The sequence below is a fragment of the Olsenella profusa DSM 13989 genome (assembly GCF_030811115.1).
Classification (GTDB): domain Bacteria; phylum Actinomycetota; class Coriobacteriia; order Coriobacteriales; family Atopobiaceae; genus Olsenella_F; species Olsenella_F profusa.
This window is the reverse complement of the sequence record NZ_JAUSQK010000001.1, coordinates 2,239,817-2,263,754: the sequence shown is the minus strand read 5'-3', so window position 1 is coordinate 2,263,754 and position 23,938 is coordinate 2,239,817. Positions and strand designations below refer to the sequence as shown.

General features: G+C 65.6%; 25 protein-coding genes. 22 read left to right on the top strand and 3 right to left on the bottom strand.

The features are described from left to right. Positions 1-98 precede the first annotated feature (98 nt). The 10 genes from rplU to rsfS all read left to right on the top strand — a co-directional run bounded on the left by rplU (position 99) and on the right by rsfS (position 8,417). Positions 99-437 carry a 50S ribosomal protein L21 gene (rplU, locus tag J2S71_RS10545; protein WP_307391652.1) on the top strand — a complete coding sequence of 113 codons (339 nt, stop codon included), beginning with the start codon at positions 99-101 and terminating at the stop codon, positions 435-437. A 34-nt stretch (positions 438-471) separates the two neighbouring features. Further along, positions 472-723, top strand: coding sequence for a 50S ribosomal protein L27 (gene rpmA / locus J2S71_RS10540; RefSeq protein ID WP_021726043.1), 252 nt, complete (start codon positions 472-474; stop codon positions 721-723). A 228-nt stretch (positions 724-951) separates the two neighbouring features. Next, on the top strand, positions 952-1,512 hold the full coding sequence (locus J2S71_RS10535) for a hypothetical protein (protein ID WP_307391648.1): 561 nt from the start codon (positions 952-954) through the stop codon (positions 1,510-1,512). A 54-nt stretch (positions 1,513-1,566) separates the two neighbouring features. Then, entirely contained in the window at positions 1,567-3,333 is a 1,767-nt protein-coding gene (locus J2S71_RS10530) for an ABC transporter ATP-binding protein (RefSeq protein ID WP_307391646.1), read from the top strand. Then, positions 3,334-4,080: an energy-coupling factor transporter transmembrane component T family protein gene (locus tag J2S71_RS10525; RefSeq protein WP_307391643.1), complete on the top strand. Its 747-nt coding sequence runs from the start codon at positions 3,334-3,336 to the stop codon at positions 4,078-4,080. 98 nt (positions 4,081-4,178) lie between these two features. Continuing rightward, on the top strand, positions 4,179-5,513 hold the full coding sequence (gene obgE, locus J2S71_RS10520) for a GTPase ObgE (protein ID WP_370873243.1): 1,335 nt from the start codon (positions 4,179-4,181) through the stop codon (positions 5,511-5,513). Then, entirely contained in the window at positions 5,510-6,637 is a 1,128-nt protein-coding gene (gene proB / locus J2S71_RS10515) for a glutamate 5-kinase (RefSeq protein WP_021726011.1), read from the top strand. The genes obgE and proB overlap by 4 nt, the downstream gene beginning before the upstream one ends. 8 nt (positions 6,638-6,645) lie before the next feature. After that, on the top strand, positions 6,646-7,365 hold the full coding sequence (gene nadD, locus J2S71_RS10510; protein ID WP_021726256.1) for a nicotinate-nucleotide adenylyltransferase: 720 nt from the start codon (positions 6,646-6,648) through the stop codon (positions 7,363-7,365). Continuing rightward, positions 7,365-7,997, top strand: a complete 633-nt coding sequence (gene yqeK, locus J2S71_RS10505; RefSeq protein WP_021726233.1) for a bis(5'-nucleosyl)-tetraphosphatase (symmetrical) YqeK — start codon at positions 7,365-7,367, stop codon at positions 7,995-7,997. Before nadD ends, yqeK begins: the two co-directional genes overlap by 1 nt. A gap of 12 nt (positions 7,998-8,009) precedes the next feature. Next, positions 8,010-8,417, top strand: coding sequence for a ribosome silencing factor (gene rsfS, locus J2S71_RS10500; protein ID WP_307391635.1), 408 nt, complete (start codon positions 8,010-8,012; stop codon positions 8,415-8,417). A 24-nt stretch (positions 8,418-8,441) separates the two neighbouring features. Here the strand turns inward: rsfS and dinB are convergent, their stop codons facing one another. From dinB to J2S71_RS10485, 3 genes are read right to left on the bottom strand one after another with little or no spacing between them, the layout of a single operon-like run. After that, complete coding sequence (dinB, locus tag J2S71_RS10495) at positions 8,442-9,722, bottom strand: DNA polymerase IV (protein WP_307391632.1); 1,281 nt, start codon at positions 9,720-9,722, stop codon at positions 8,442-8,444. 21 nt (positions 9,723-9,743) lie between these two features. Further along, positions 9,744-11,006: a sensor histidine kinase gene (locus tag J2S71_RS10490; protein WP_307391629.1), complete on the bottom strand. Its 1,263-nt coding sequence runs from the start codon at positions 11,004-11,006 to the stop codon at positions 9,744-9,746. A gap of 30 nt (positions 11,007-11,036) precedes the next feature. Beyond that, on the bottom strand, positions 11,037-11,717 hold the full coding sequence (locus tag J2S71_RS10485) for a response regulator transcription factor (protein ID WP_307391626.1): 681 nt from the start codon (positions 11,715-11,717) through the stop codon (positions 11,037-11,039). 278 nt (positions 11,718-11,995) lie between these two features. Here J2S71_RS10485 and rpsP point away from each other — a divergent pair, with 278 nt between their 5' ends. From rpsP to rnhB, 12 genes are all read left to right on the top strand, one after another. Further along, positions 11,996-12,301: a 30S ribosomal protein S16 gene (gene rpsP / locus J2S71_RS10480; RefSeq protein ID WP_307391623.1), complete on the top strand. Its 306-nt coding sequence runs from the start codon at positions 11,996-11,998 to the stop codon at positions 12,299-12,301. A gap of 32 nt (positions 12,302-12,333) precedes the next feature. Then, positions 12,334-12,609, top strand: a complete 276-nt coding sequence (locus J2S71_RS10475) for a KH domain-containing protein (RefSeq protein WP_040651756.1) — start codon at positions 12,334-12,336, stop codon at positions 12,607-12,609. A 3-nt stretch (positions 12,610-12,612) separates the two neighbouring features. Then, positions 12,613-13,134: a ribosome maturation factor RimM gene (locus J2S71_RS10470; RefSeq protein WP_307391621.1), complete on the top strand. Its 522-nt coding sequence runs from the start codon at positions 12,613-12,615 to the stop codon at positions 13,132-13,134. After that, positions 13,131-13,862 (top strand): tRNA (guanosine(37)-N1)-methyltransferase TrmD, encoded by a 732-nt coding sequence (gene trmD / locus J2S71_RS10465; RefSeq protein ID WP_021726020.1) that lies wholly within the window; start codon positions 13,131-13,133, stop codon positions 13,860-13,862. The genes J2S71_RS10470 and trmD overlap by 4 nt, the downstream gene beginning before the upstream one ends. 13 nt (positions 13,863-13,875) lie before the next feature. Further along, entirely contained in the window at positions 13,876-14,451 is a 576-nt protein-coding gene (lepB, locus tag J2S71_RS10460; RefSeq protein WP_021726064.1) for a signal peptidase I, read from the top strand. A gap of 22 nt (positions 14,452-14,473) precedes the next feature. Continuing rightward, on the top strand, positions 14,474-15,385 hold the full coding sequence (locus tag J2S71_RS10455; protein WP_307391616.1) for a glycine--tRNA ligase subunit alpha: 912 nt from the start codon (positions 14,474-14,476) through the stop codon (positions 15,383-15,385). After that, complete coding sequence (gene glyS, locus J2S71_RS10450) at positions 15,386-17,485, top strand: glycine--tRNA ligase subunit beta (protein WP_021726200.1); 2,100 nt, start codon at positions 15,386-15,388, stop codon at positions 17,483-17,485. A gap of 45 nt (positions 17,486-17,530) precedes the next feature. Next, on the top strand, positions 17,531-17,938 hold the full coding sequence (locus tag J2S71_RS10445; protein ID WP_021726223.1) for a kinase/pyrophosphorylase: 408 nt from the start codon (positions 17,531-17,533) through the stop codon (positions 17,936-17,938). A 190-nt stretch (positions 17,939-18,128) separates the two neighbouring features. Further along, positions 18,129-20,894 (top strand): pyruvate, phosphate dikinase, encoded by a 2,766-nt coding sequence (ppdK, locus tag J2S71_RS10440; protein ID WP_307391612.1) that lies wholly within the window; start codon positions 18,129-18,131, stop codon positions 20,892-20,894. A 78-nt stretch (positions 20,895-20,972) separates the two neighbouring features. Then, the gene (locus J2S71_RS10435; RefSeq protein WP_307391609.1) at positions 20,973-22,028 is read left to right on the top strand and encodes a deoxyguanosinetriphosphate triphosphohydrolase; all 1,056 of its coding nucleotides are present in this window, start codon (positions 20,973-20,975) and stop codon (positions 22,026-22,028) included. Between the two features lie 616 nt (positions 22,029-22,644). Next, entirely contained in the window at positions 22,645-22,986 is a 342-nt protein-coding gene (gene rplS / locus J2S71_RS10430; protein ID WP_021726065.1) for a 50S ribosomal protein L19, read from the top strand. Between the two features lie 55 nt (positions 22,987-23,041). Further along, positions 23,042-23,827, top strand: a complete 786-nt coding sequence (gene rnhB / locus J2S71_RS10425; protein WP_307391603.1) for a ribonuclease HII — start codon at positions 23,042-23,044, stop codon at positions 23,825-23,827. The last annotated feature ends 111 nt before the right edge of the window (positions 23,828-23,938 follow it).

Below are 23,938 nucleotides of genomic sequence, written 5' to 3'. Positions count from 1 at the left end.
CACGGTAAGCATGTGAAGGCCGATTGTTGTTGACGGGGCGCCCCTGCGCTGGTAACATCACTGGCTGTTGCACTTACAGGCACCAAGAAAGGTAGAACATGTACGCAATCGTTACCACTGGGGGCAAGCAGTATAAGGTTGCCAAGGGTGACGTCATCGACGTCGAGAGGCTCGATGCGCAACCTGGCGACAAGGTCAAGCTTGACGTACTCATGCTGAGCGACGGCACGCAGACGGTCACTGGCACTGCCGACCTCGGGAGGAAGAAGGTCACCTGCGAGGTGCTTGAGCACCTCAAGGACGAGAAGGTGCTCGTCTTCAAGCTCAAGAAGCGCAAGCGCTACCACCGCACCAAGGGCCATCGTCAGCAGCTCACCAGACTCGAGGTCTCCTCGCTGCCCCGCATGGCGGCCGCTTCGTCCGAGAAGCCCGAGTAACGTAGGCATAGAGACAGAGATAGGCAGGTACGCTATGGCTCACAAGAAAGGCCAGGGCACTTCCCGTAACGGTCGTGACTCCAACTCCCAGCGTCTGGGCACCAAGGTCTTTGGTGGTCAGGCCATCAAGGCCGGCCAGATCATAGTCCGTCAGCGCGGCACTCACATCACCCCTGGGGAGAATGTGGGTCGTGGCAGGGATGACACCCTCTTTGCGCTTGCCGATGGCATCGTCGAGTTCAAGAGGGGCAAGAAGCACTACGTGCATGTGCGTACGACCGCCTAGTCCCTCCCATGTCTGATGAGTCTCCTCGGAGGCCCCTCCCGTGGCTATGTTTCAAGATGGGTACGCCTGCGCCTGCGGGCTTGTCATGACGAGGGCGTGCACCTACCCTATGCATAGGCACCACAGCGGCTCCCGGGTTGACCGGGAGCCTTTTTGTCCTCGCCGTGGCCACGGCCATACCCCGTGCCCGCGCGGCCATCCGCCCCCTCAGAGAAAGGCACTGCCCCCATGGACAACGAACAGCGCGAGCCCCGCACCGTCACCACCAGCTCCAAGGATCGTTCGGGCAAGCTCGACGTGACCTCCCTGGTGCTCGTGGCCATCCTGCTGGCGGCGGGGTTCGTGCTTAACCTCACGGTAGGCAAGGCGCTGGCCATCACGGGCATCCAGCCCGAGTTCATCATCTCGGCCTACTGTCTCGCGACCATCATCCTCATCCCAACCGTTCCACAGGCGCTCGTGATTGCCGTGCTCGCGGCGACCGTCATCCAGGTCACCACGTCCATCCCGGGCGTGGAGTATCTCTGTGACCTACCCGCCATCCTGGTGATGCTTGCGTTCGCGCGCGCCGTGGACAGGAGGGGCAAGGCGTCCGTGCTGCCGTTCGTGGGCGCCTTTCTCACCACCACGGTCTCCGGCCTCATCTTTGCGGTCGTGGGCACCTTCGCCATGGGGGCTGACCCTGCGACTATCGCCCTCAAGCTCCCCATCGTCTTTGGCACGGCCTTGGCCAATGCCATCGTCGTGCAGGTGCTCTACCTGCCTCTCAAGAAGGCGGCAAAGCGATAGGGGTCATGTGTCGCCGCGGTGCGCGGGCGCCGCGGTGGCCTGTGACGGGAGGCGGTGGCTCGTACGGAGCGCGCAGCAACGATAGTCTCGCTCGACCGGGTGTCCTTTAGCTATGAGGGTGCCGCCCACGCTGCCCTGGATGACGTCTCCCTCACGGTGGGGCGCGGGGAGTTCCTGGGCATCATCGGTCCCTCCGGTGCTGGCAAGACGACGCTTACCCATGTGCTTTCGGGGGCGGTGCCGCATCACTTCTCCGGTACGTTCCAGGGCGTCTGCACCGTAGACGGCCGGGACACCTGCACGGTGGGACTGACGGACGTCTCTCGGGTCCTGGGATCGGTCCTGCAGGACATCGATGCCCAGATGGTCGCCTCCAACGTCGAGGACGAGATGCTCTATGGGCTGGAGAACTTTGGTGTGCCCCATGGGGACATCCCCGCGCGCGTCTTGTGGGCGCTGCATGTCTGCGGCATCGCCGAGCTCTTGCATCGTGACATCTCGACCCTCTCGGGCGGGCAGAAGCAGAAGGTGGCCATCGCCGCCATCCTTGCGCTGCGACCACAGATCCTCGTGCTCGACGAGCCGACGGCGGCCCTCGATCCCGTGTCGTCACGCGCCGTGTTCGAGACGCTGCGCGAGCTCAACCACGACGAGGGCATCACGGTCCTTGTCGTGGAGCAGAAGGTCGCCCTGCTCGCGGAGTTCTGCTCGCGCCTCTGCGTGCTCGCGGACGGGCGCGTGGAGCGCATCGGCACGCCGCGCGAGGTGTTTGCGCACGCCGGCGAGCTGCGGCGTGTGGGCGTGGACAGCCCCCGTTCCACCCGCATCTCCAACAGGCTCGCATCGCTCGGTCTGCTTGCCGAGGGGGAAGTGTGTCTCACGCCACCCGAGGTCGAAGACGCCATCGCGCACGTGGTGGGGGAGGATGCGTCGGCGCCGTCCGCGGCGCAGCGGGGGGGCTCGCCCGCGTCGGTGGTATCTTTCGCCTCCTCCACGACATGCGACCCCGTGCTGTCCTTTGCGCAGGTGGGATTCGCCTATCCCGGCAACACGGCCTCGGTGCGGGGGCTCACCTTTGACGTGCGTCCCCAGGAGCTCCTTGCCGTCATTGGCCAGAACGGGGCGGGAAAGACCACCATGACCAAGCTCATGAATGGCCTTCTGAAGCCCGACGAGGGGTCGGTCACCATCTGTGGGCTTGACACGCGCCAGGTGCGTACCAGCGAGCTGGCCCAGCATGTCTCCACGCTCTTCCAGGATCCCAACCGCCAGATCTGCAAGGACACGGTCGTGGAGGAGGTCGCCTTCTCACTGGGCCTTCTGGGCATCGACCATGACGAGGCGCTGCGCCGCGCGGAAGATACGGTCGGGCACTTCTCGCTGCCGGGCGACGCCGCCCCCTTCTCACTGGGTCGGGGCCAGCGACAGATCGTGGCGCTCGCCTCAGTGGTCGTCACCAATCCGCGCGTCCTCATCCTGGACGAGCCCACCAGTGGCCTCGACTATCACGAATGCATGGTCGTCATGGATGCCGTCGAGGCGGCGCGCGAGCAGGGCTGTGCCGTCATCATGGTCTGTCACGACATGGAGGTCGTCTCCGACTTCGCCTCCCGCCTCGTCGTGATGGCGCAGGGGCGCATCGTGGCCGACGGGGACACGCGACGCGTGTTCTCCGATGACGCCCTCATGCGCCAGGCCTTCGTGGACGCCCCCGAGGTCATGCGCATCGCCCGTGCTCTGGACGCTCGAGTCTCCCCGGCGTTTTCGGGGGCCACGGAGGTATCGGACATCGTCTCCATCACGAAGGGGCTGGTGGGCTAGGTGACATCCGTTCTTGACTATCATGAGGGAGCGACGCTCCTGCACCGGGCGAATCCCATCACCAAGGTCGCCTTTGCCGTCTGCGTCTGCGTGGCGACGCTCCTGGCAGGCGGCTACCCCATGCTCGTGGGTATCATCGTCCTGCTCGTGTTGGTGGGCGGCTATGCAGGCATCGCCTCGGACACGCTCAGGCTCCTGGGGGCCTTTGCCGGCTTGGGCACCCTCATGCTCGTCGTACAGACGGCCCTCGTCCGCCAGGGCACGGTGCTCTTCCTCTGGGTCACCGACAGGGGGTTGGACATGGGCGCGCATGTGGCGCTCCGGCTCGTCGCCTTCGCTCTCCCGCTCGTGATGATGCTCATGGTGACGCGCCTGACGGATCTGGCCAACGCGGCCGTCGAGGTCCTGCACGTGCCCTATCGCTACGCCTTCACCATCACCACGGCACTGCGCTTCGTCCCCATCTTCTCGGAGCAGATGGGGCAGATCATGGAGGCCCAGACGGCGCGCGGCGTGGCATTCGACTCGCCCAACCCCCTCCGGCGACTGCGCCTCATGCTGCCCCTCATTGCGCCGCTGCTCATCTCGTCGGTCGCCAAGGCGGACGACACGGCGCTGGCGGCCGAGGAGCGCGGGTTCTACCTTCGCTCGCGCACGTCATCGAGCAGGCGCTATCCCTTTGGGATGCCGGACGTGCTGGTGGCATCGGCGGCGGTGGCCATCGTGACCCTGGGCGTCCTCTTCTAGTACCATGAGGGATGGCAAAGGAGGATGACGTGCCCACAAGCAGCTTTACTGACCTTGCTCGCATCAACGTGCGCGGCGGCGATGGTGGTGCCGGCTGCATGTCGTTCAGGCGTGAGGCCTTCGTGCCCAAGGGCGGTCCCGATGGTGGCGACGGTGGCACGGGCGGCAGCGTCTGCCTCGCGTGTGACCCTCAGCTCTCGTCGCTCGTGGACTATCGCTTCAAGCATCACTTCCGCGCAGGCCGCGCAACACATGGCCAGGGTGCGCGCCGGCACGGGCGCGATGGCGAGGATCTCGTGCTCAAGGTGCCCCAGGGCACGCAGGTGCGCGAGCTCGACCCTACGGCCATGGAACCCCTCTACGTGATAGCCGACCTCGTCACGCCGGGACAGCGCGTGTGCGTGGCACCGGGCGGCGCTGGTGGTAGGGGCAACATCCACTTTGTGACCTCGGTGCGCCGCGCGCCGGCCTTTGCCGAGAAGGGTGAGCCGGCACGCGAGCACTGGATCGAGCTGGAGATGAAGCTCCTGGCGGATGCGGCACTGGTGGGCATGCCATCGGTGGGCAAGAGCTCGCTCATCGCGCGCATGAGTGCCGCCCGTCCCAAGATCGCCGACTATCCCTTTACCACGCTCGTGCCCAACCTGGGCATGGTGCGCGCCAAGAGCGGCCTCTCGTTCGTGGTGGCCGACGTCCCCGGCCTCATCGAGGGGGCGAGCGAGGGGAGGGGGCTTGGACATGAGTTCCTGCGCCACATCGAGCGCAGCGCCCTCATCCTGCACGTGGTCGACCTGACGGGCGGCTATGAGGGGCGCGATCCCGTGGCTGACTATCGAGTCATCAATCGCGAGCTGGCGGCCCATGCCGAGACGCTCGCGGAGCGTCCTCAGATCGTGGTTGCCAACAAGTGCGACATGCCGGATGTCGAGGATGCGGTCGAGCGCCTGAGGATTGCCGCGGAGGCGGACGGGCGACCCTTCTTCACGGTCTCCGCCGTGACGGGTGCGGGCATGGACGAGCTGGTGGGTGCCTGCGCGCGCGAGGTGCACGATCTGCGTGCCGCCGACAGCGCGTCCGATGGTTCCGCGGAGCTGCTGGACGTGGCGGCCGAGCGCGAGCGCCGCCATCGCGACCGGCAGATCGTGGTCACGCGCGAGGAGCGCCACGTGTGGCGCGTCTCCGGCACGGACATCGAGCGCATGGTGGTTCAGACGGACTGGGAGAACGACGAGGCCGTCGTCTACCTCCAGCATCGCTTCGAGCGCTCGGGACTCAACGCAAGGCTCGTCGAGGCGGGGTGCGTTGCGGGAGACGAGGTGCGCATCCTTGGCCATGCCTTCGAGTACGAGGGGGAGGGAGCGGACGAGGCGGGCGGCGAGGACGTCCTGGCCCCCCAACCTGGGGATGGGACGGGAGAGGCGGACGGGCGGTGAGCTTCGACGTGTTCGACGAGCGCAACGTCATCGTCGTCAAGATAGGCTCCTCGACGCTTGTGGATGGGACCGGTGAGGTCGACCACGCCTTCATCGCGTGCCTGTGTGACCAGGTGGGCGGGCTTGCCCATCATGGCTACCGGCTCATCGTCGTCTCCTCGGGAGCCGTTGCCGCAGGCTTCCGTCGCCTGGGGCTCACGGAGCGTCCCACGGACACACCGAGCCTGCAGGCGTGCGCCTCGGCGGGGCAGGCCCTGCTCATTGATGCCTACGCCCAGGAGCTCGCACGCCATGGCCTTGGGTGCGGCCAGGTGCTGCTGACACGGCGCGATCTTGCCGATCGCCAGGGCTACCTCAACGCTCGCAACACCTTGGGTCGGCTCCTCGAGCTTGGGTCCATTCCCATCGTGAACGAGAACGATACGGTGTCGGTGGCCGAATTCACGTTTGGTGACAACGATATGCTGGGGGCCATCGTCTCCGCCAGCGTGAACGCCGATCTCTACGTGATCCTCTCCGATGTTGATGGGCTGTACAGCGCGAACCCCTCCCAAGATCCCTCCGCCCGGATCGTCCGCACGCTCGATCACGTGGACGCACGGGTCGAGTCCATGGCGGGTGGCACGGGTTCCCTGATGGGGACGGGTGGCATGCGCAGCAAGCTCCGTGCGGCACGGCTGACGTTGGCGGCCGGCGTCCCCACGGTCATCTGCCGCGGCCGGCAGGAGGGCATACTGTCCGCCGTCGTGCGCGGCGAGGCCGTGGGCACGCGCATCGAGGGCCCGTGCATGGGGGAGCACGAGAGGGCGCGCAAGCTTTGGCTGGCCTCCGCAGAGGTCCCGCATGGCTCGCTCACGCTCGACGAGGGCGCGCGCGAGGCCGTGTGCAGCGAGGGGGCATCGGTTCTGCCCGTGGGCATCGCACGGGTGGCGGGAGGTTTCTCGGCCGGCGACGTCATCGACGTCCTTGCCACGGACGGCACGCTGTTGGGACGGGGGATCTCCGCCTACGACGCCAGGGATCTCAGGCGCTTTCGGGGCCTCAAGCTTGGCGTCATCGAGCGCTTCCTGGATGGCGAGGCAGCACAGCCGGCCATCCATCGCGACAATCTCTTGGTGTTCTAGGGGGTGCCATGGAGGATCAGGTTCTCGAACGGATCACGCAGGGTGTCATCGATACATCTGACCTGCCTCTTCTTGGGAGGGATCCCACGCGCACCTATCGTCTTGGCATCATGGGCGGCACCTTCGACCCCATCCACAACGGCCACCTCGTCGCCGCGGAGACGGCGTTCGACGAGCTCGGCCTCGATGTCGTCGTGTTCATGCCGGCGGGCATCCCCGCCTTCAAGCGGGACAAGCAGGTGAGCCTGGGATCCGACCGCTATGCCATGACCCTGCTGGCGACGTCAGACAACCCACACTTCCTGGTCTCCCGCTTCGAGATCGACCGCGAGGGCGTCACCTACACGGCAGACACGCTCGAACTGCTGCATGCCATGTATCCCGACAACGTGGAGCTCTACTTCATCACGGGCGCCGACGCGGTCGCAGAGATCGTCTCGTGGCGCAACGCCGACAAGATGGCCCGCCTCGCCTCGCTCGTTGCGGTGACGCGCCCGGGGTACGACCTCGCGCGCGCACAGCGGATCATAGACAGCTCGCCCTATGACTTCACGGTCATCTATCTCGAGGTGCCCGCACTTGCCATCTCCTCGAGCCATCTCAGGCAGCGCGTGAAGGCCCAGCAGAGCCTCCGGTACCTCACCCCGGATGCCGTGACGGGGTACATCCACAAGCATAGGCTGTACGGTGCGCGGAGCACGAGCTATGGACAGAGGGACGGTGAGTGATGCCTGTCTCCTATACGGTTGAGCAGCGGCGCTTCCTGGGGCGCATCGAACAGGCCCTGCGTGATCACATGCAGAGGGCCGAGCCGCGGCGCTACGAGCACTCGCTCTCGGTCGCGCGCACGGCCGAGGACATGGCCCTGCGCTACGCGCAGGATCCCTTCGAGGCACGTGTGGCAGGGACGTTGCATGACTGGGACAAGGTGCTCTCCAACGACGAGCAGCTTGCGCTCGCCCGTCGGCAGGGCGTCGATATGGGTGTCGACCTCGAGCTGGTGTGCCCCCTCCTGCATGGCATCACGGCGGCGGGGCACCTGCGTGAGGAGGTTCCCGGGCTCTCCGATGCGGTGCTGCGGGCCATCGCCCTCCACACCCTAGGCTCGACTGACATGCGGCCCCTTGACATGATCGTCTTCGTGGCCGACGCCATCGAGCCCCTGAGGCCCTCGAGCGAGGGCATCGACCAGGTTCGGGCCCTCGTGCGCGCCGGCGCCCCGCTCGCCGAGGCCTATGCCTCCTGCTTCTGCTCGGGCGTCGAGTACGTCATCCGCACGCGACGCTACCTCTACCCCAAGACGCTGGACATCTACAATCACCTGGTCCTCACCCGGCGCGAAGCCGCAAGGACTCACTAGGGAGGCATCACCATGGCCCAGACACCCCTCGCCATCGCTCGGGTTGCCGCCGCGGCGGCCGACGGCAGGAAGGCAACCGACATCGTGCTCATCGACCTCACCGGGATCTCGGATGTATGCGACTACTTCCTCATCTGTACGGTGGCCAACGGCCCCCAGATGGATTCCGTCCTCGAGGGCATCCGCGAGAGCGTGGCTGCCATCTGTGGCATCAAGCCCATCTCGACGGAGGGGCGCGAGGGCGGCACCTGGGTCGTCATGGATTACGGCTCGCTGGTGGCACACGTCTTCAGGCCTGAGGCGCGCGACCACTTCAGACTCGAGCGACTGTGGGGAGAGGCGCCACGGATTCCGCTCGATCTCAAGGGGGCGACGGCAGCGCCTGTCGGGAGCCTGGATGACGCCGTGGGGGAGCGCTGAGGGTGCCGAGGGGGCGCGTTGGGCCTAGCCCTTGCCCCGCATGGAGGAGGGGAGCGTGCCCGAGCTCTTGAGGCGCAGGTCACGTCCCATGCTGAGGGAGTCCCTGCCAAAGCGGGCGCGAATCTCGTCCTCGACGGCGCTCAGGCTGCGGCGCTGCTCCCGTAGCCTGCGGCTTTCTGCCTCAGGGGCATCCCGCTCCCCAAAGAGCGAGAGCTGGGTCTGCGTGGGGGCGGACAGCCTGCTCATCCCCACGCCCACGAGCCGCACGGGCTCCCCCTCAGCCCATACGCGGTCGAGCAACCTGCGTGCCACGGCACAGAACTCGTGTTCGTCGTCGGTGGGTTCCACGAGACGCTGCTGGGCCGTGTGGCCATGGGCATAGTCGGTCTTGAGCTTGAGCGTGACCACCGATCCCACGATGCCCTGTGCCCGCAGCCTGCGCCCTACGAGTGAGCCCACATGGTCTATGGCCGCCTCCACGGCGTCCCGTCCCTCAAGGTCATGGGCGAACGTCCGCTCGTTGGAGACGGACTTTGCGTCCTCGTGGTAGGTGGCTGGCGGGACGGTGCTCGTCTCCCTGCCCGAGGCGCGGAGCACGAGCTTGGGTCCCATGCTGCCGAAGGTCCGCCTCATGGCCTCCACGTCCGCCGCGGCGAGCTGTCCCAGCGTATCGATGCCCATTCCCCTCAGCCGCCCTGCGGTGCGCGGGCCTATGCCGCTCATGGCACGGATGGGGAGCGGCGCCAAGAACTCAGCCGTCATCGATGGGGGGATCACGCACAAGCCACGCGGCTTTTCGCGCTCGGAGGCGACCTTTGCCACGGTCTTGTTGGCACCCAGCCCGATGGAGCAGGTGACTCCCAGCTTGGCCACGGAGGCCTGTATCCTCTGGCAGATGGCGATGGGGCTCTCGTTGGCATAGCGCCCCGGGGAGACGTCGAAGAAGGCCTCGTCGATGGAGACCTGCTCGATGAGGGGAGTCTCCCGCTCGATGAGAGCCATCACGCGGTGCGACACGGCCCGATAGCGGTCGAAGTGGCCGCATGTCCAGATGGCGTCGGGGCAGAGCCTGCGCGCCTGTGCCGAGGGCATGGCCGAGTGCACCCCATACGGCCTCGCCTCATAGGATGCCGTGGAGACCACCCCCCTGCTCCCGGCGTCCCCACCCACGATGACGGGCTTGCCGCGCCATGCGGGATGGTCGAGCTGCTCGACGGAGGCGAAGAAGGCATCCAGGTCGAGCAGGCCGATGGCCGGTCCCGACCAGGAGGCGCGTGGTGTCGTGGTGTGCGTGGAGCTGCCCATGCCCCCAGTCTACCCAAGGAGCTAGATGGTCGGTAGCCTCACGGTGAAGGTCGTGCCCTGCTCCCTTGTGCTCGTTGCGCCTGCCGTACCCCCATGGGCCTCGACGATACCCTTGGCGATGGAGAGCCCGAGGCCGAACCCGCCGGGCCCATCGCCCTTGGTGCGCGATGCGTCCGCACGATAGAAGCGGTCGAAGATGTGGGGCAGGTCCTCGGGGGGGATGGGCGTGCCACGATCGGTGACGCTGAGCTGCACCACCGATGCCCTGTGGTGATGCTGTGGGGCGAGCGTCACGGCGATCGTCGTGTTGGGTGCCGCATACTTGCAGGCGTTGTCCAGAAAGATCCTCACGACGCGGCCGAGCCATTCGGCGTCGCCCCTCACATGGATGCCGTCGGTGCTCGTGAGATCGATGACACAGCCCTTCTCGAAGGCGACGGCATCAAACTCCAGGGCAGACGATTCGACGAGCTCCGAGAGGTCTATGTCGTCGTGCCTGAAGGCGAACTCGGCCCCGTCGATGCCCTCGTCCGTGCGTTCGAGCTGGAGGAGCTCACCGATGAGCTCACGCATGAAGTGGGATTCCTGGGCCGTGCTCTCTATCCAGCGTCGCTCCCGTTGGGGGACGTCCGGCGACCTCTGGAGGATCTCGGTGTTGGCGATGATGACGGCGAGCGGCGTCTTGAGCTCGTGGGAGGCGTCTCCCACGAAGCGGCGCTGCTGTTCCATGGACTGTCTGACGGGTATGAGGGCCCAGTCCGCGAACGAGAAGGCGATGATGATGACGGCGCCCAGCGCCAGGGCGAAGGCGATGCCGTTTCGTATGGCCTGATAGCGCCATGCCGAGTGTACGTCGGAGGTGTTGACCATGACGATGCGCTTGCCGCCCGAGTCGCCGAGGTCCTTTGACTTCCATGCGATCTGCGCATCGGAGAGATAGCCCTGGTTGGTGCCACTTGAGAGTGCCTCGCCAATCACCTGGTCGAGCGTGCCCGCATCCATGGACTGGGGGAGCTTGGACGTCTGCAGCACCACGCCATCGCTGGCGACCTCGACGCCCATGACGAGCATGCCCGATCCCAAGCGCTGGTCGCCCTCCACGGCACCGCCCACGATCTGGGAGTTGTCGAGGGGGGAGTCCATGGCCCAGTCGAGGGCCTGGTCGATGGCGCGCTGGTAGGAGGTGTAGACGGTGATGAGCGAAGAAACCAGGACGCCCGTGAGCACGAGTCCCACGAGCGTCACCATGGCAATGACGAGCTTTCTCTTGAGCGATGCGAGCATCGTGCCCCTCTGCTGCCTGGCTACCGGCCGCTATTTTGCGCCGAAGTCCTCGAGACGGTAGCCAAGCATGCGCAGCGTCGTGATCTGCACCTTGGATTTGAGATGCGCGATCTTCTTGCGCAGGAAGGAGATGTAGGCCTCGACGGAGTTCTCGGAGGCATCGCCACTCGTGCCCCACACGTGCGTGAGGAGGTCCTGCTTGGAGACGACGCGCGCATTGGAGCTCATGAGCATCTCCATGACGGCGAACTCCTTGCCGGAGAGGTGGACGCTGTTGTTGCCACAGGAGAGGTCGTGCGCCGTGAGCTCGAGCTTGAGGTCGGCAAACGTGATCTCGTCGATGACCATCTCGCCCTGGCGCCTGGTGAGGGCGCGCACGCGGGCGAGCAGCTCAGGGGACTCGAAGGGCTTGGTCATGTAGTCGTCGGCGCCGGCGTCGAGGCCGCGCACCTTGTCGTTGGTGGTGGTGCGGGCGGTCAGCATGAGGATGGGGATGGAGTTGCCCTCCGCCCGCAGTCGCTTGGTCATCTCGATGCCGTCGAGCACGGGGAGCATGACGTCAAGGACGATGGCGTCGTACATGCCCGTCTCGGCCTCCTTGAGGCCCTCTTCGCCGTCATAGGCCGCCTTGGTGTTGAACCCCTCGTCCTTCAGTATATGCACGATGGCGTCGGCAAGATTCTTCTCGTCTTCGACCACAAGAATGTTCATAGGACCCTCCTTTGGTCTATCAGGAACTTGAAATCCATGGTACTCATTCATAGCACAAGTCTCTTTGTGACAAGGCTACATATGACCATACGTCACGTAGATAGCTTTTCCTTGGGACGTACCTTAAAGACGGCGGAACGTCCCCGTGTGTAATTCTGGTTCTTGCAAACTCTGTCTTGCGCCTGTTCGCGCATGACGTATCATGTAGAGCTGCTTGTGTGGTACTGCGGCGCCCCACCTATCCAGCAGACGCGCCGCACGATAGAAGGAGTCCTACGTTGGCAGTCAAGATCCGTCTCTCCCGTCATGGCGCCAGGAAGCGTCCGTACTACCGCGTTGTCGTCGCTGACGGCCGCATGCCGCGTGATGGTCGCTACATCGAGCTCGTTGGTCGCTATGACCCTCTGACCGACCCTAAGACCATCGACCTTGACGTCGAGAAGATCGACGAGTGGATTGGCAGGGGCGCCCAGCCCTCCACCACCGTCTCTCACCTCATCGACATCGCGAGAGGTGGCGCCCCCGCACCCGAGAAGAAGCGGAAGCTCTCCAAGAAGGCCGTTGCAGCCGAGAGCGCGGAGTAGGCATCGTGGCTGACCAGAGCGTCGAATCCGGCATGGCCGGGGTCGCGACCCCATCCTCCGAGCTGCCGTCTGACCAGGTGGCCGACCTTGTCGAGTACATCGTATGCGGCTTGGTGACGGACGAGGGGGCCGTCTCGTTGGACGTCACGGATGGCGAGGGCTCCTCCCTGATAGAGATCAGCTGCGCCACGGATGATGCCGGGCGTGTCATTGGCAGGCGTGGTCGCACGATCAAGGCCATACGGACCTTGGCGCGGGCGCTCGGATCGCGCGTTGGCACCTCCGTCGAGGTGGAGGTGCGGGGGTAGCTTGTGCGTACGCGTTATTGGACCATAGCCCGCATTGGCAGGACGCATGGCAGAGATGGGGAGGTCGTGGCAGGTGTTGTCCACAGCCTCTCCCCCTATCTGCATGAGGGTCTGCGCGTATGGCTCGTGCCACCCCGCCTCAAGGGGCCACGGACGCTTGTGATCACGGGCGTCGCGGCACAGGGCGAGCGCCTGAGGCTCTCCCTCTCGGGCGTCACCGACATGGATGCCGCCTCCCACCTCGTTGGCCGCTCGCTACTCGCACGTGAGGATGACCTGCCCGGCGACCTGGGCCGGGACGACCTGCGTGTCGTGATGGGCAGGGAGGTTGTCGACGGAGCCCGCGGCGTGGTGGGCACCATCGAGGACGTGCTCGAGACGCCCGCAAACGACCTGTGGTCCGTGCGCGGACCCTATGGCGAGGTGCTCGTGCCCGTCGTAGGGGACATCGTCATGGGACAGGACGAGCAGGGAAGGTGGCTGGTGCGACTTCCAAGGGGGCTGGTGGAGGTGAATGCCTCGTGATGCTTGAGGCGCTGTCGGTGGTTCCCCAGGTCTTTGACTCCTATGTCAACGAGTCCATACTGGGGCGTGCCCGCAGACGGCATATCTTCGACTTCGAGGCCTATGACCTCAGGGATTGGACGCACGACCGTCACAATACGGTGGACGATGCCCCCTTTGGCGGTGGCCAGGGCATGCTCATGAAGTGCGAGCCGGTCTTCGAGGCTGTCGAGGATCTCTCGAGCAGGGGCCCATCCCATCCCCATGTAGTGTTCCTTTCCCCCTGTGGGCGCGCCTTTGACGAGCGTCGTGCCGAGCGACTCGCATGTGAGGAGCGCATCCTCCTTGTGTGCGGACGCTATGAGGGCATGGACGAGCGAGCCTATGCGTTGGCGGACGAGACGCTCTCCCTAGGGGACTTTGTCCTGACGGGTGGGGAGCTTGCCGCGCTCGTGGTGATCGATGCCGTCGTGCGCCTCCTGCCGGGGACGCTCGGTGACGAGATGAGTTCCAAGGACGAGTCCTTCTCGGAGGGGCTCCTCGAGTATGCTCAGTACACGCGCCCCGCCACGTTCAGGGGCATGTCCGTTCCCGACGTCCTGCTCTCTGGCGACCACGGCGCGGTGGATGCGTGGCGGCGCAGGAGTGCCCTCGAACGTACGGCCCGCTGGCGCCCCGATCTTTTGGAAGGGGCATCCCTCACGGATGAGGAGCGGGCGTTTGTGGCATCGGTGGGGACGGCACCCTAGGGGGTGGGCTAGGATGAGGCATGACAGGCAGCATGAGACGGAGACGCCTGCGGACGGCGGGGCACTCTGGTGGCTGGTGACGGTGGGCGGCACCGTGCTCGTCATGTGGCTGCTCTTCACCTTCGTCCTTGGCGTCTTCTATGTTCCCTCGGGATCCATGCTCGACACCATCCAACTGGGGGACCGTGTGGTGGGGGAGAAGGTCTCCTATCGCTTCGGTGCGCCTCGTCAGGGTGACGTCGTCACGTTTCTTGACCCTGCGGGCTCGGGGGAGACGCTCATCAAGCGCGTCATCGCCATGTCGGGCCAGACGGTCGACCTCAGGGGCGGCACGGTGTATGTGGACGATCAGGCATGCGACGAGAGCTATACCGAAGGCAGGGCCTCCATGCCGCTGGAGGAGCATGCCAGCAATCTCTCTGGTCCCATCTCCTATCCCTACGTGGTGCCTGATGGCTGCATCTGGGTCATGGGGGACAACCGCACCAACTCGCTCGACTCACGCTACTTTGGTGCCGTCCCCATCGCGAGCGTGACATCGCGCGCCATACTCATCTATTGGCCCTTTGACGACCTCCGCACCCTCTAGCGGAGGGGGAGAGGACGAGCACATGAGCGTACAGCCACTTACCTTTCAGGATATGATCTTGGCCCTTGAGCACTATTGGGCCGCGCAGGGTTGCACCGTCATGCAGCCCTACGACAGCGAGGTGGGCGCGGGCACCTTCCATACGGCCACGCTCCTGCGCTCGCTGGGACCCGATGCCTGGCGCACCTGCTACGCGCAGCCCTGCCGCCGCCCCACCGACGGTCGCTACGGCGAGAACCCCAACCGCATGCAGCACTACTATCAGTACCAGGTGATCCTCAAGCCGTCCCCGGTCGACTCCCAGGACCTCTACCTGGGATCGCTTCGTGCCATCGGCCTCGATCCCGCCGAGCACGACGTCCGCTTCGTGGAGGACGACTGGGAGAGTCCCACGCTGGGTGCCTGGGGTCTCGGCTGGGAGGTGTGGATGGACGGCATGGAGGTCACCCAGTTCACCTACTTCCAGCAGGTGGGCGGTATCGAGGTCGACCCCGTGCCCGTGGAGGTCACCTACGGCCTCGAGCGCATCGCCATGTACGCCCAGGGCGTCGACTCCGTCTACGACATCGTGTGGAGCCACCTGCCCGATGGCATGCCCATGACGTACGGTGACGTCTTCCTCGAGAACGAGCGCGAGTTCTCGACCTACAACTTCGAGGTGGCCAACGTCGCGCTCATGCGAGAGAAGTTCGACGAGTACGAGGCCGAGTGCCACGCCTGCCTCGACCGCAGGCTGCCCCTTCCGGCCTACGACTGCGTCATGAAGTGCAGTCACGCCTTCAACCTGCTCGATTCGCGCGGCGCCATCTCGGCAACCGAGCGTGCCAACTACATCCTGCGCGTGCGCGCCGTGGCCAAGGCATGCTGCGAGGCCTACCTCGCGGAGGTGGCGTCGAAGACGCCTGCGTCCGCCTCCACGAGGGAGGTGGCCTAGATGGCAGAGACGACCAAGGACCTCCTGCTGGAGATCGGCTGCGAGGAGATGCCCTCCGCCCCGCTCATGCATGCGCAGCGGCAGCTCGGTGAGCTGGTTGACGGGGCCCTTACGGATGCGGGCCTCGCACACGGTGCGGTGAGCACCCTCTCCACGCCCCGCCGCCTGACCGTGATGGTGGCGGCTGTCGCCACGGCCACGGAGGAGATCAGCGAGACCAACCGTGGCCCGGCGACACGGATCGCCTTTGCCGAGGACGGCACGCCCACGAAGGCCGCCCAGGGCTTTGCCCGCAAGATGGGCGTCGATCCCATCGACCTCATCAGGCGCGTTGACGATGACGGGCGTGAGTACGTGTTTGCGGAGCATCGCGTGGCCTCGAGGCCCGCGGCACCCCTGCTCTCCGCGCTCTGCGAGGATGCCATCGCCTCCCTCGAGTGGCCCAACTACCGCAGTCAGCGTTGGGGGAACGAGCATCAGGGCTTCGTGCGCCCCATTCGGTGGATCTGCTGCCTTCTGGGCACGGACGTCGTGCCCGTGCGCTATGCAGGAGTCGAGAGCTCCAACACCACCCGCGGCCATCGCGTGATGGGGCCGGGCGAGCATGTCGTGCCCGACGCGGCCCACTATGTGGACGTGCTGCACGACGCATACGTCATGGGCGAGCGTGAGCGTGGCGAGGTCATCCGAGCCGGCGTCGCCGAGGTCGAAGCGGCACGTGGTGGCGCCCATGTGGACATGCCCAGGCGCATCTTTGACGAGGTCGTCAACCTCACCGAGTGGCCCCATGTGCTTGTGGGCACCTTCGACGAGGGTTTCCTTGATGTGCCGCCGGAGATCATCTGTGACTCCATGCTCTCCAACCAACGCTACTTTCCCCTCTATGATGCGAACGGTATGCTCACCCGTGAGTTCGTCGTCGTGTCCAACGCCGACCCCGCCGTGGATTCCACCGTCATCGATGGCAACGAGCGCGTCGTGCGCGCCCGCCTCGACGACGCCAAGTTCTTCTTCGAGGAGGATCTCAAGCATCCGCTCGAGGACTTCGTCGAACGCCTCTCCACGGTGACGTTCCAGGAGAGGCTGGGCACCGTCCTGCAGAAGACCCATCGCATGGAGCGCATCGCGCCCGCCGTCATGGAGGGTGCCGGCCATGCGGAGGATGCCCCCCTCGCCGCCCGTGCCGCACACCTGTCCAAGGCCGACCTCGTCAGCCAGGCCGTCGTGGAGTTCACAAACCAGCAGGGGGTCATGGGCGGCTACTACGCGCGGGCGCAGGGCGAGCCGGACGAGGTCGCGCGCGCCATTCGCGAGCACTATCGACCCCGCTTCGCCGGTGACGAGCTGCCTTCCGGCCGCGTGGGCAAGGCGGTCGCCATTGCCGACAAGCTCGACACCGTCTGTGGCATCTTTGCCATCGACGAGGCACCAACCGGTTCCTCCGACCCCTTTGCCGTGCGTCGTGCCGCCATCGGGTGCGTCGCCCTGCTGAGGGAGCTTCCCACGGTCTCGCTCGCAAGGCTCGTCTCCACGTCGCTCGATGCCTATCTCGAGCAGGGCCTCTCGTTCGACAAGGCCGAGGCCGCGGGCAGGGTGCGCGACTTCTTCAAGGGCCGCCTGCGCATCATCGCGCGCGACGAGGGCATCTCCCCCGACATCATCGATGCCGTCTCGGCCGTGGACGTCATCGACCCCGCCGAGTTCCTTGCCCGTGGGCGTGCGCTGCAGGACGCGCATGACGGTGCCCGCGAGGTCTTCGAGGACCTCGCGACCGCCTATACCCGCGCCGCCCATCTGGCGGATGCCTCCCTGGGCACCGCCGTCGATGTCCGCAGGCTCGGTTCAGCGGAGCGCGCTCTGCTCGATGCGTGCGAACGGGGTGACCGGAATGTGAAGAATGCGTTGAGCACGGGTGCCTATGGGGAGGCCTGTGCAGCACTTGCGGAACTAAGAGGGCCCATCGACCGATTCTTTGATGACGTACTTGTCATGGACGAGGACACTGGGCTACGGGAGAACCGACTGCGCCTGCTCAATCGCTTTGCCGCCGTCTTCGCCGATGTGGCAGACATCGGCTTCCTCTCCCGCACGAAGGGGTAGATGGTTCCTGGCAACACCGGGGTACGAATTTGGGAGGCTTCACCAATGCCTGAGGACACGCTCGAGACTACACGCTCCAACGAGAACGCCACGCCTGTCGTGCTGGTCATCTCCGATGCGCGTGGCAAGACCGCCGCGAGTGTCGTGGAGGCCGCCGCCGACCAGTTTGACGATGGCTGCATCCAGATTCTTCGGCTGGGCAACGTGAAGACCGTGGACATGGTTGCCAAGTTCCTTGATGACAACATCGTTCCCGGTGTTCCGGTTGCCGTCTTTCACACGATCGTGAACCGCAACCTCCGCAGGGACATACGCCGCGAGCTTGATGGCAGGGGCGTTCCCAGCATCGACCTCTTGGGACCTGCCATCACGATCATCTCGACGCTTACGGACACCGAACCCAAGTACCAGGCGGGCCGTCGCTCCAACAACGAGGCTCCCACCGTCCAGTAGGCTGGCTCTCTGGAGCTCGTTGTCGCCCGCCGCCTATTTCGCCCGTCCAGAGATGTGACGGGAGAGTGGCATGTGGGCTGAGAAAGAATAAAATGTGGCACACGGGAGCTGCCTCTGGCCTTGCCGGGGCAGTTCCTCACATAAGGGGGGACGCATGAGCATGCGCCCAAGAGACGATGAGGGGTGTTATATGGCTGAGAAGCACGTATACCGTTTCGGCGTTGACGAAAACGGTAACAACGTGACCGAGGTCGCCGGCAAGACTGTCAATGAGGCCAAGTGGATCACGGGTGGCAAGGGTGCCAACCTTGCCGAGATGGCCAACATCGGCCTTCCCGTGCCTCCGGGATTCTCCATCACCTGCCAGACCTGCGTTGCCTACTCCAGCGCGGGCAACGTGTGGCCCGAGGGCGTGCTCGACGAGATCGACGAGTACCGTCGCGACCTCGAGCGGCGCATGGGCAAGAAGATCGGCGACGCGGACGACCCGCTGCTCGTCTCCGTGCGCTCCGGTGCGCCGTTCTCGATGCCTGGCATGATGGACACGGTCCTCAACCTGGGCCTCAACGATGAGTCCGTCCTGGGCCTCATCAAGAAGACCAACAACGAGCGCTTCGGGTGGGACTCCTACCGTCGCTTCATCCAGATGTTCTCCAACGTCGTCATGGGTGTCGACGGCCAGCTCTTCGAGGATGCCATCAACGAGAAGAAGGCAGAGAGGGGCGTCAGGCTCGACACCGACCTCACGGCCGAGGACCTCAAGGGCCTCACGGAGACCTTCAAGGGCATCTTCGCCAAGAACGTCGACTCCCAGGCCCACCCCGAGGTCGCGCCGGGTGGCCAGGCCTCGTTCCCCCAGGATCCCCTGCTGCAGCTGCGCCTCGCCGAGCAGGCCGTCTTCGGCTCCTGGAACACCGAGCGCGCCGTCCTGTACCGCAAGCAGAACAAGATCGACGACTCCCTCGGCACCGCCGTCAACGTGCAGGTGATGGTCTTCGGCAACATGGGTGACACCTCCGCCACCGGCGTCGCCTTCACACGCAACCCCGCAGACGGCACCAACGAGCGCTATGGCGACTTCTTGGTCAACGCCCAGGGCGAGGACGTCGTGGCGGGCATCCGCAATACCGAGCCCATCTCCGACCTCCCCAAGGTCAAGGGCCTCGAGCAGGCGGGCAGGGACCTCTATCACGTGTTCGAGATCCTCGAGGACCACTACGCGGACATGATGGATCTCGAGTTCACCATCCAGGAGGGCAAGCTCTGGATGCTGCAGACCCGCGTGGGCAAGCGCACCGCGCTCTCCGCGCTCAAGGTGGCCATGCAGATGGTCGAGGAGGGTCGCATCTCCAAGGAGCAGGCCATCCTGCGCGTCGCCCCCGATCAGCTTGATCAGCTGCTGCACCCCCAGTTCGACCCCAAGGCCACCTATGACGTCGTGGCCAAGGGCATGAATGCCAGCCCCGGTGCCGCCGTGGGTGCCGTGGTGTTCTCCTCCGACGCGGCCGTTCACTACCAGCACATCGAGAAGCCCTGCATCCTCGTGCGCTGGGAGACCACGCCCGACGATCTCAAGGGCATGGTCGCCGCCGAGGGCATCCTCACCTCCCACGGTGGCAAGACGTCCCATGCGGCCGTCATCGCCCGTGGCATGGGTGCCCCCTGCGTGTGCGGTGCCGAGGCGCTCAAGATCGACGCCGACAAGAAGGAGGTCACCATCTCCGGCACGGGCGTCACCCTGCACGAGGGTGACATCATCTCCATCAATGGCACCACGGGCGACATCATCGTGGGCGAGGTGCCCCTGACGCGTCCCGAGCTCACCGGTGACCTCGAGACCATGCTCGAATGGGCCGATGACGTCCGTCACGATGCCTCCCGCGGCCGCATCTTCGGCGTGCGCACCAATGCCGACAATCCCGAGGATGCCCAGCTCTCCGTGGACTTCGGCGCCGAGGGTATCGGCCTGGACCGCACGGAGCACATGTTTTTGGGCGAGCGCAAGCAGATCATCCAGTCCTTCATCCTCGCGGACACCGACGGCCAGAAGCAGCAGGCCCTGGGTCAGCTCCTCAAGGCGCAGACCGGCGACTTCGAGGGCATGTTCAAGGCCATGGACGGCAGGGCCGTCATCGTCCGCCTCCTCGACCCGCCCCTGCATGAGTTTCTCGATGACCCGCGCGAGCTCGCCGTCGAGATCGCCCATGCTGAGGGTCGTGGCGAGAATGAGACCCAGATTGCGGCCATGCGCGAGCGTCTCGCCCGCCTGGACTCCTTCCAGGAGGCCAACCCCATGCTCGGCCTGCGCGGCTGCCGCCTGGGCATCGTCTATCCCGAGCTCAACGACATGCAGGTTCGCGCCATCGCCGGTGCTGCCGCCAAGCTCAGGAAGCTGGGCCTCGACCCCAAGCCCGAGATCATGGTGCCGCTCATCTCCACCGTCGAGGAGCTCAAGCTCGTCCGCGAGCAGATCGAGAAGGTCGTCGGGTCCATCGAGGAGGCCGAGGGCGTCGAGCTCTCCATTCCCATCGGCTGCATGATCGAGCTTCCGCGCGCTGCCGTGACTGCCGACGAGATCGGCAGGTATGCCGACTTCTTCTCCTTTGGCACCAATGACCTCACGCAGACCACCTTTGGCTTCTCACGCGACGATGTCGAGTCTGCGTTCATCCCGCAGTACCTTGCCAAGAAGATCCTCAAGGCCAACCCGTTCGAGACGCTGGATCCCGGCGTCGCAAAGCTGGTCGAGACGGGCGTCAAGGGTGGCCATGCCGCCAACGACACCATCGTCTGCGGCGTGTGCGGCGAGACCGGCGGTGACCCCGACTCCATCCAGATGTACTATGACATCGGCCTTGACTACGTGTCCTGCTCGCCCTACCGCGTGCCCATCGCACGACTTGCGGGCGCCCAGGCCAAGATTCGCTCCAACGGCGGGCCCCGGAAGCTCGCCTAGGGTCACGTGGTCTGAGCCGTTGTGACGGGGGAGGGGCTTTTTGGGGCCTCTCCCCCTGCCTTTTTGCGGGAGGCATGTATGGACGTCATCGACCGAGAGACCCTGGAGCGACGCGAGCACGAGCTGCTCAGCCCCCGGGCCTGCCATTCCGACGAGAGCTCCGGCCGCGTGCGGGAGGAGACGCCGGATCCCCTGCGCACCTGTTTCCAGTGCGACCGCGACAGGATCCTGCACAGCAAGAGCTTCAGGCGCCTTGCCAACAAGACGCAGGTCTTCCTGGCGCCAGAGGGGGATCACTATCGCACGCGCCTGACGCATACCCTCGAGGTCGCCCAGATCGCCTGCGCCATCGCGCTCCCCCTGGGGCTCAACGTCGACCTCACGGAGGCCATAGCGCTTGGTCATGACCTGGGGCACACGCCCTTCGGGCACTGCGGCGAGCGGGCGCTCCAGCGCGCCATGGCACGCAGGCTGCACTGCGGCCCTGATGATCCACGGCTCTTCCATCACAATGAGCAGAGCGCCCGCATCGTCTGCTTGCTGGAGAAGGATGGTCGCGGCCTCAATCTCACCCGAGAGGTCATAGATGGCATCGTCAACCACAACCAAGGAACGGCGGCCCACACGCTCGAGGGCCAGGTGGTCGCCCGGGCGGATCGCATGGCCTATGTGACCCACGACATGGATGACGCCAAGCGTGCCGGCATCCTGAGCGAGGAGTCGCTTCCCGTGGATCTGCGCAACATCCTGGGGTCAAGCTCGTCCGAGCGCATAGAGACCATGGTGCACGACGCGGTCGGCGCGAGTGCCCAGCGCAGCGAGATCGCCATGTCCGATGTGGTGTGGGATGCCATGATGAGGATGAGGGGCTTCCTGTTCCAGAACCTGTACTCCCGTGGTGAGGCCAAGCGGGAGGAGCCCAAGGCGGCGCATCTTGTGGAGGAGCTGTTTGCGCACTTCGTATGCCATCCATACGAAATGCCGGCCGAGTATCGCTCTCACGAGGAGGACTCCGTGGACGTCCAGGCGGCAGACTACGTGAGCAGCATGACCGACCGCTACGCCATCCGGCTCTACGAGCAGCTCAACGTGCCCAAGGCCTGGAGCCTGTCCGACCAGCGCCCTGGCGGCTGAGCTGGGGAACGCCGCGATGAGGTGCCCTGGGGGGCAATCGGAAGGGGGATCCATGGACGACGTCGAGGCCACGGACGGCCCAGCTGGCGGCACCCGTGCGGCCATACTCGACTCCGCCCGCTCCGCCTTTCTCGAGGGGGCCTCTCCGGTGTCTCGATGCGCGGCACCGTCACGTCGGCGGGCGTGACCACCGGTGCCATCTACGGATGCTCGCCGTGACTGACCCGCGCTGCGGCCTGTTTGTCGCCACCGTCATGTGTGTGCGCACGACGTGCGCGACTGGAAGGTGGACGCCCTGCTCTCCAGCTTCTCCATGGTCTTCAAGGACGTCTACCTCTTCGATGACACCATCGAGAGCGACATCGAGTTCGGTCGACCCCAGACATGCGCAAGGAGGGGATCTACCGCGACTCCGTGGGCATGCGCGAGCGCACCATCGGCTGGGGGCTCGCCCAGGCATAGCTCGCGCCCGGCCATTGTGGTCGCTTTGTGCCCAAGCGCGGGAAGGGAACCTGGACCTCCTTGCCCCGACGGGGCGCATGCCATATAATGACTCGCCGTGTGTAAGCCTACGTGCCGCTCACGGGACGACGGCACCTCTAGAGACGAGGTAACCATGGACTACATCCGCGCCATCGAGCGCCAGCAGATCCGCGAGGACATCCCGCCGGTTCGTGTCGGTGACAACGTCAAGGTGCATTACCGCATCAAGGAAGGCGACCGCGAGCGCGAGCAGGTCTTCCAGGGCGACGTCATCAGCATGAGCGGCGACTCCTCCCGCGAGACCCTCACCGTCCGCAAGATCTCCTTCGGCGTCGGCGTCGAGCGCACCTTCCCCCTCCACAGCCCCAAGATCGCCCAGCTCGAGGTCGTGCGCCATGGGGACGTCCATCGTGCCAAGCTCTACTACCTGCGTGACCGCGTCGGCAAGGCGGCGCGCATCCGCGAGAGGCGCTAGGAGCCAGCGGTGCCGCCCCGCGGCTGCGGGGCGGTCTTTTTGGGAGGGGGAGCGAATGGGCGCGTCGCATGCCGCAACGGCCAAGGAGGTCGCCGGCCTGCTTGCTGGCGCCCCCCTCGAGGAGCTTGATGACCTCATCGAGCGCTATGGGCATGATCCCCGTCGTCAGGTGCGGCATGCCGTCGAGGTCGCCTGCCGCCGCCGCGGGCGCGAGCAGGCGCAGCGCGAGCGCGTGGAGGGGATGTACGCCCTCATGGGCGAGATGGGCGGCGATGGCCTCGTGCTCGGTGTGGACGAGGTGGGACGCGGTGCCCTTGCGGGGCCGTTGACGGTGTGTGCGGTAGCCCTTCCCCCTGACCCCAGGGTATGGGGCATCAACGACTCCAAGCGGCTGGCGCCCGCCCGTCGCGCCGGGCTGGCCAACAGGATTCGCCAGGTGGCCCGTGCCATCGGCATCTGTCACGTCGAGCCTGCCTCCATCGATGCCGTGGGCATGCCCCAGGCGCTGCGGATGGCGATGTCCGGCGCCATCGAGGATGCCGGTGTCGATCCCGACTGCGTGCTCATCGATGGAAATCCCGTGCATGTGCACCCCCGCGAGAGGACGCTCGTGAGGGGGGATGCACGTATTGCCTGCATCTCGGCCGCGTCCATCGTGGCCAAGGTCACGCGTGACGCCCTCATGGTGGAGTACGACGGGGAGTATCCGGCCTATCACCTTGCCGCCTGCAAGGGCTATGGCTCTGCGGAGCACATCCAGGCCATCCGTGACCATGGGCTCACGCCCATCCATCGCGTCTCGTTCTGTGGGAACTTCTTGGAGACACACTCCCTCTTCTGAGGGGGCCGTTCGCGCGTGCTTTCCTTGTCCCCTTCTGGCGCCGCTCTGTAGGTGGCCTTCCTCGGTAGATCTGACACAGGCATGCCCATGTCAGCAGATGCCTGCAGCTTC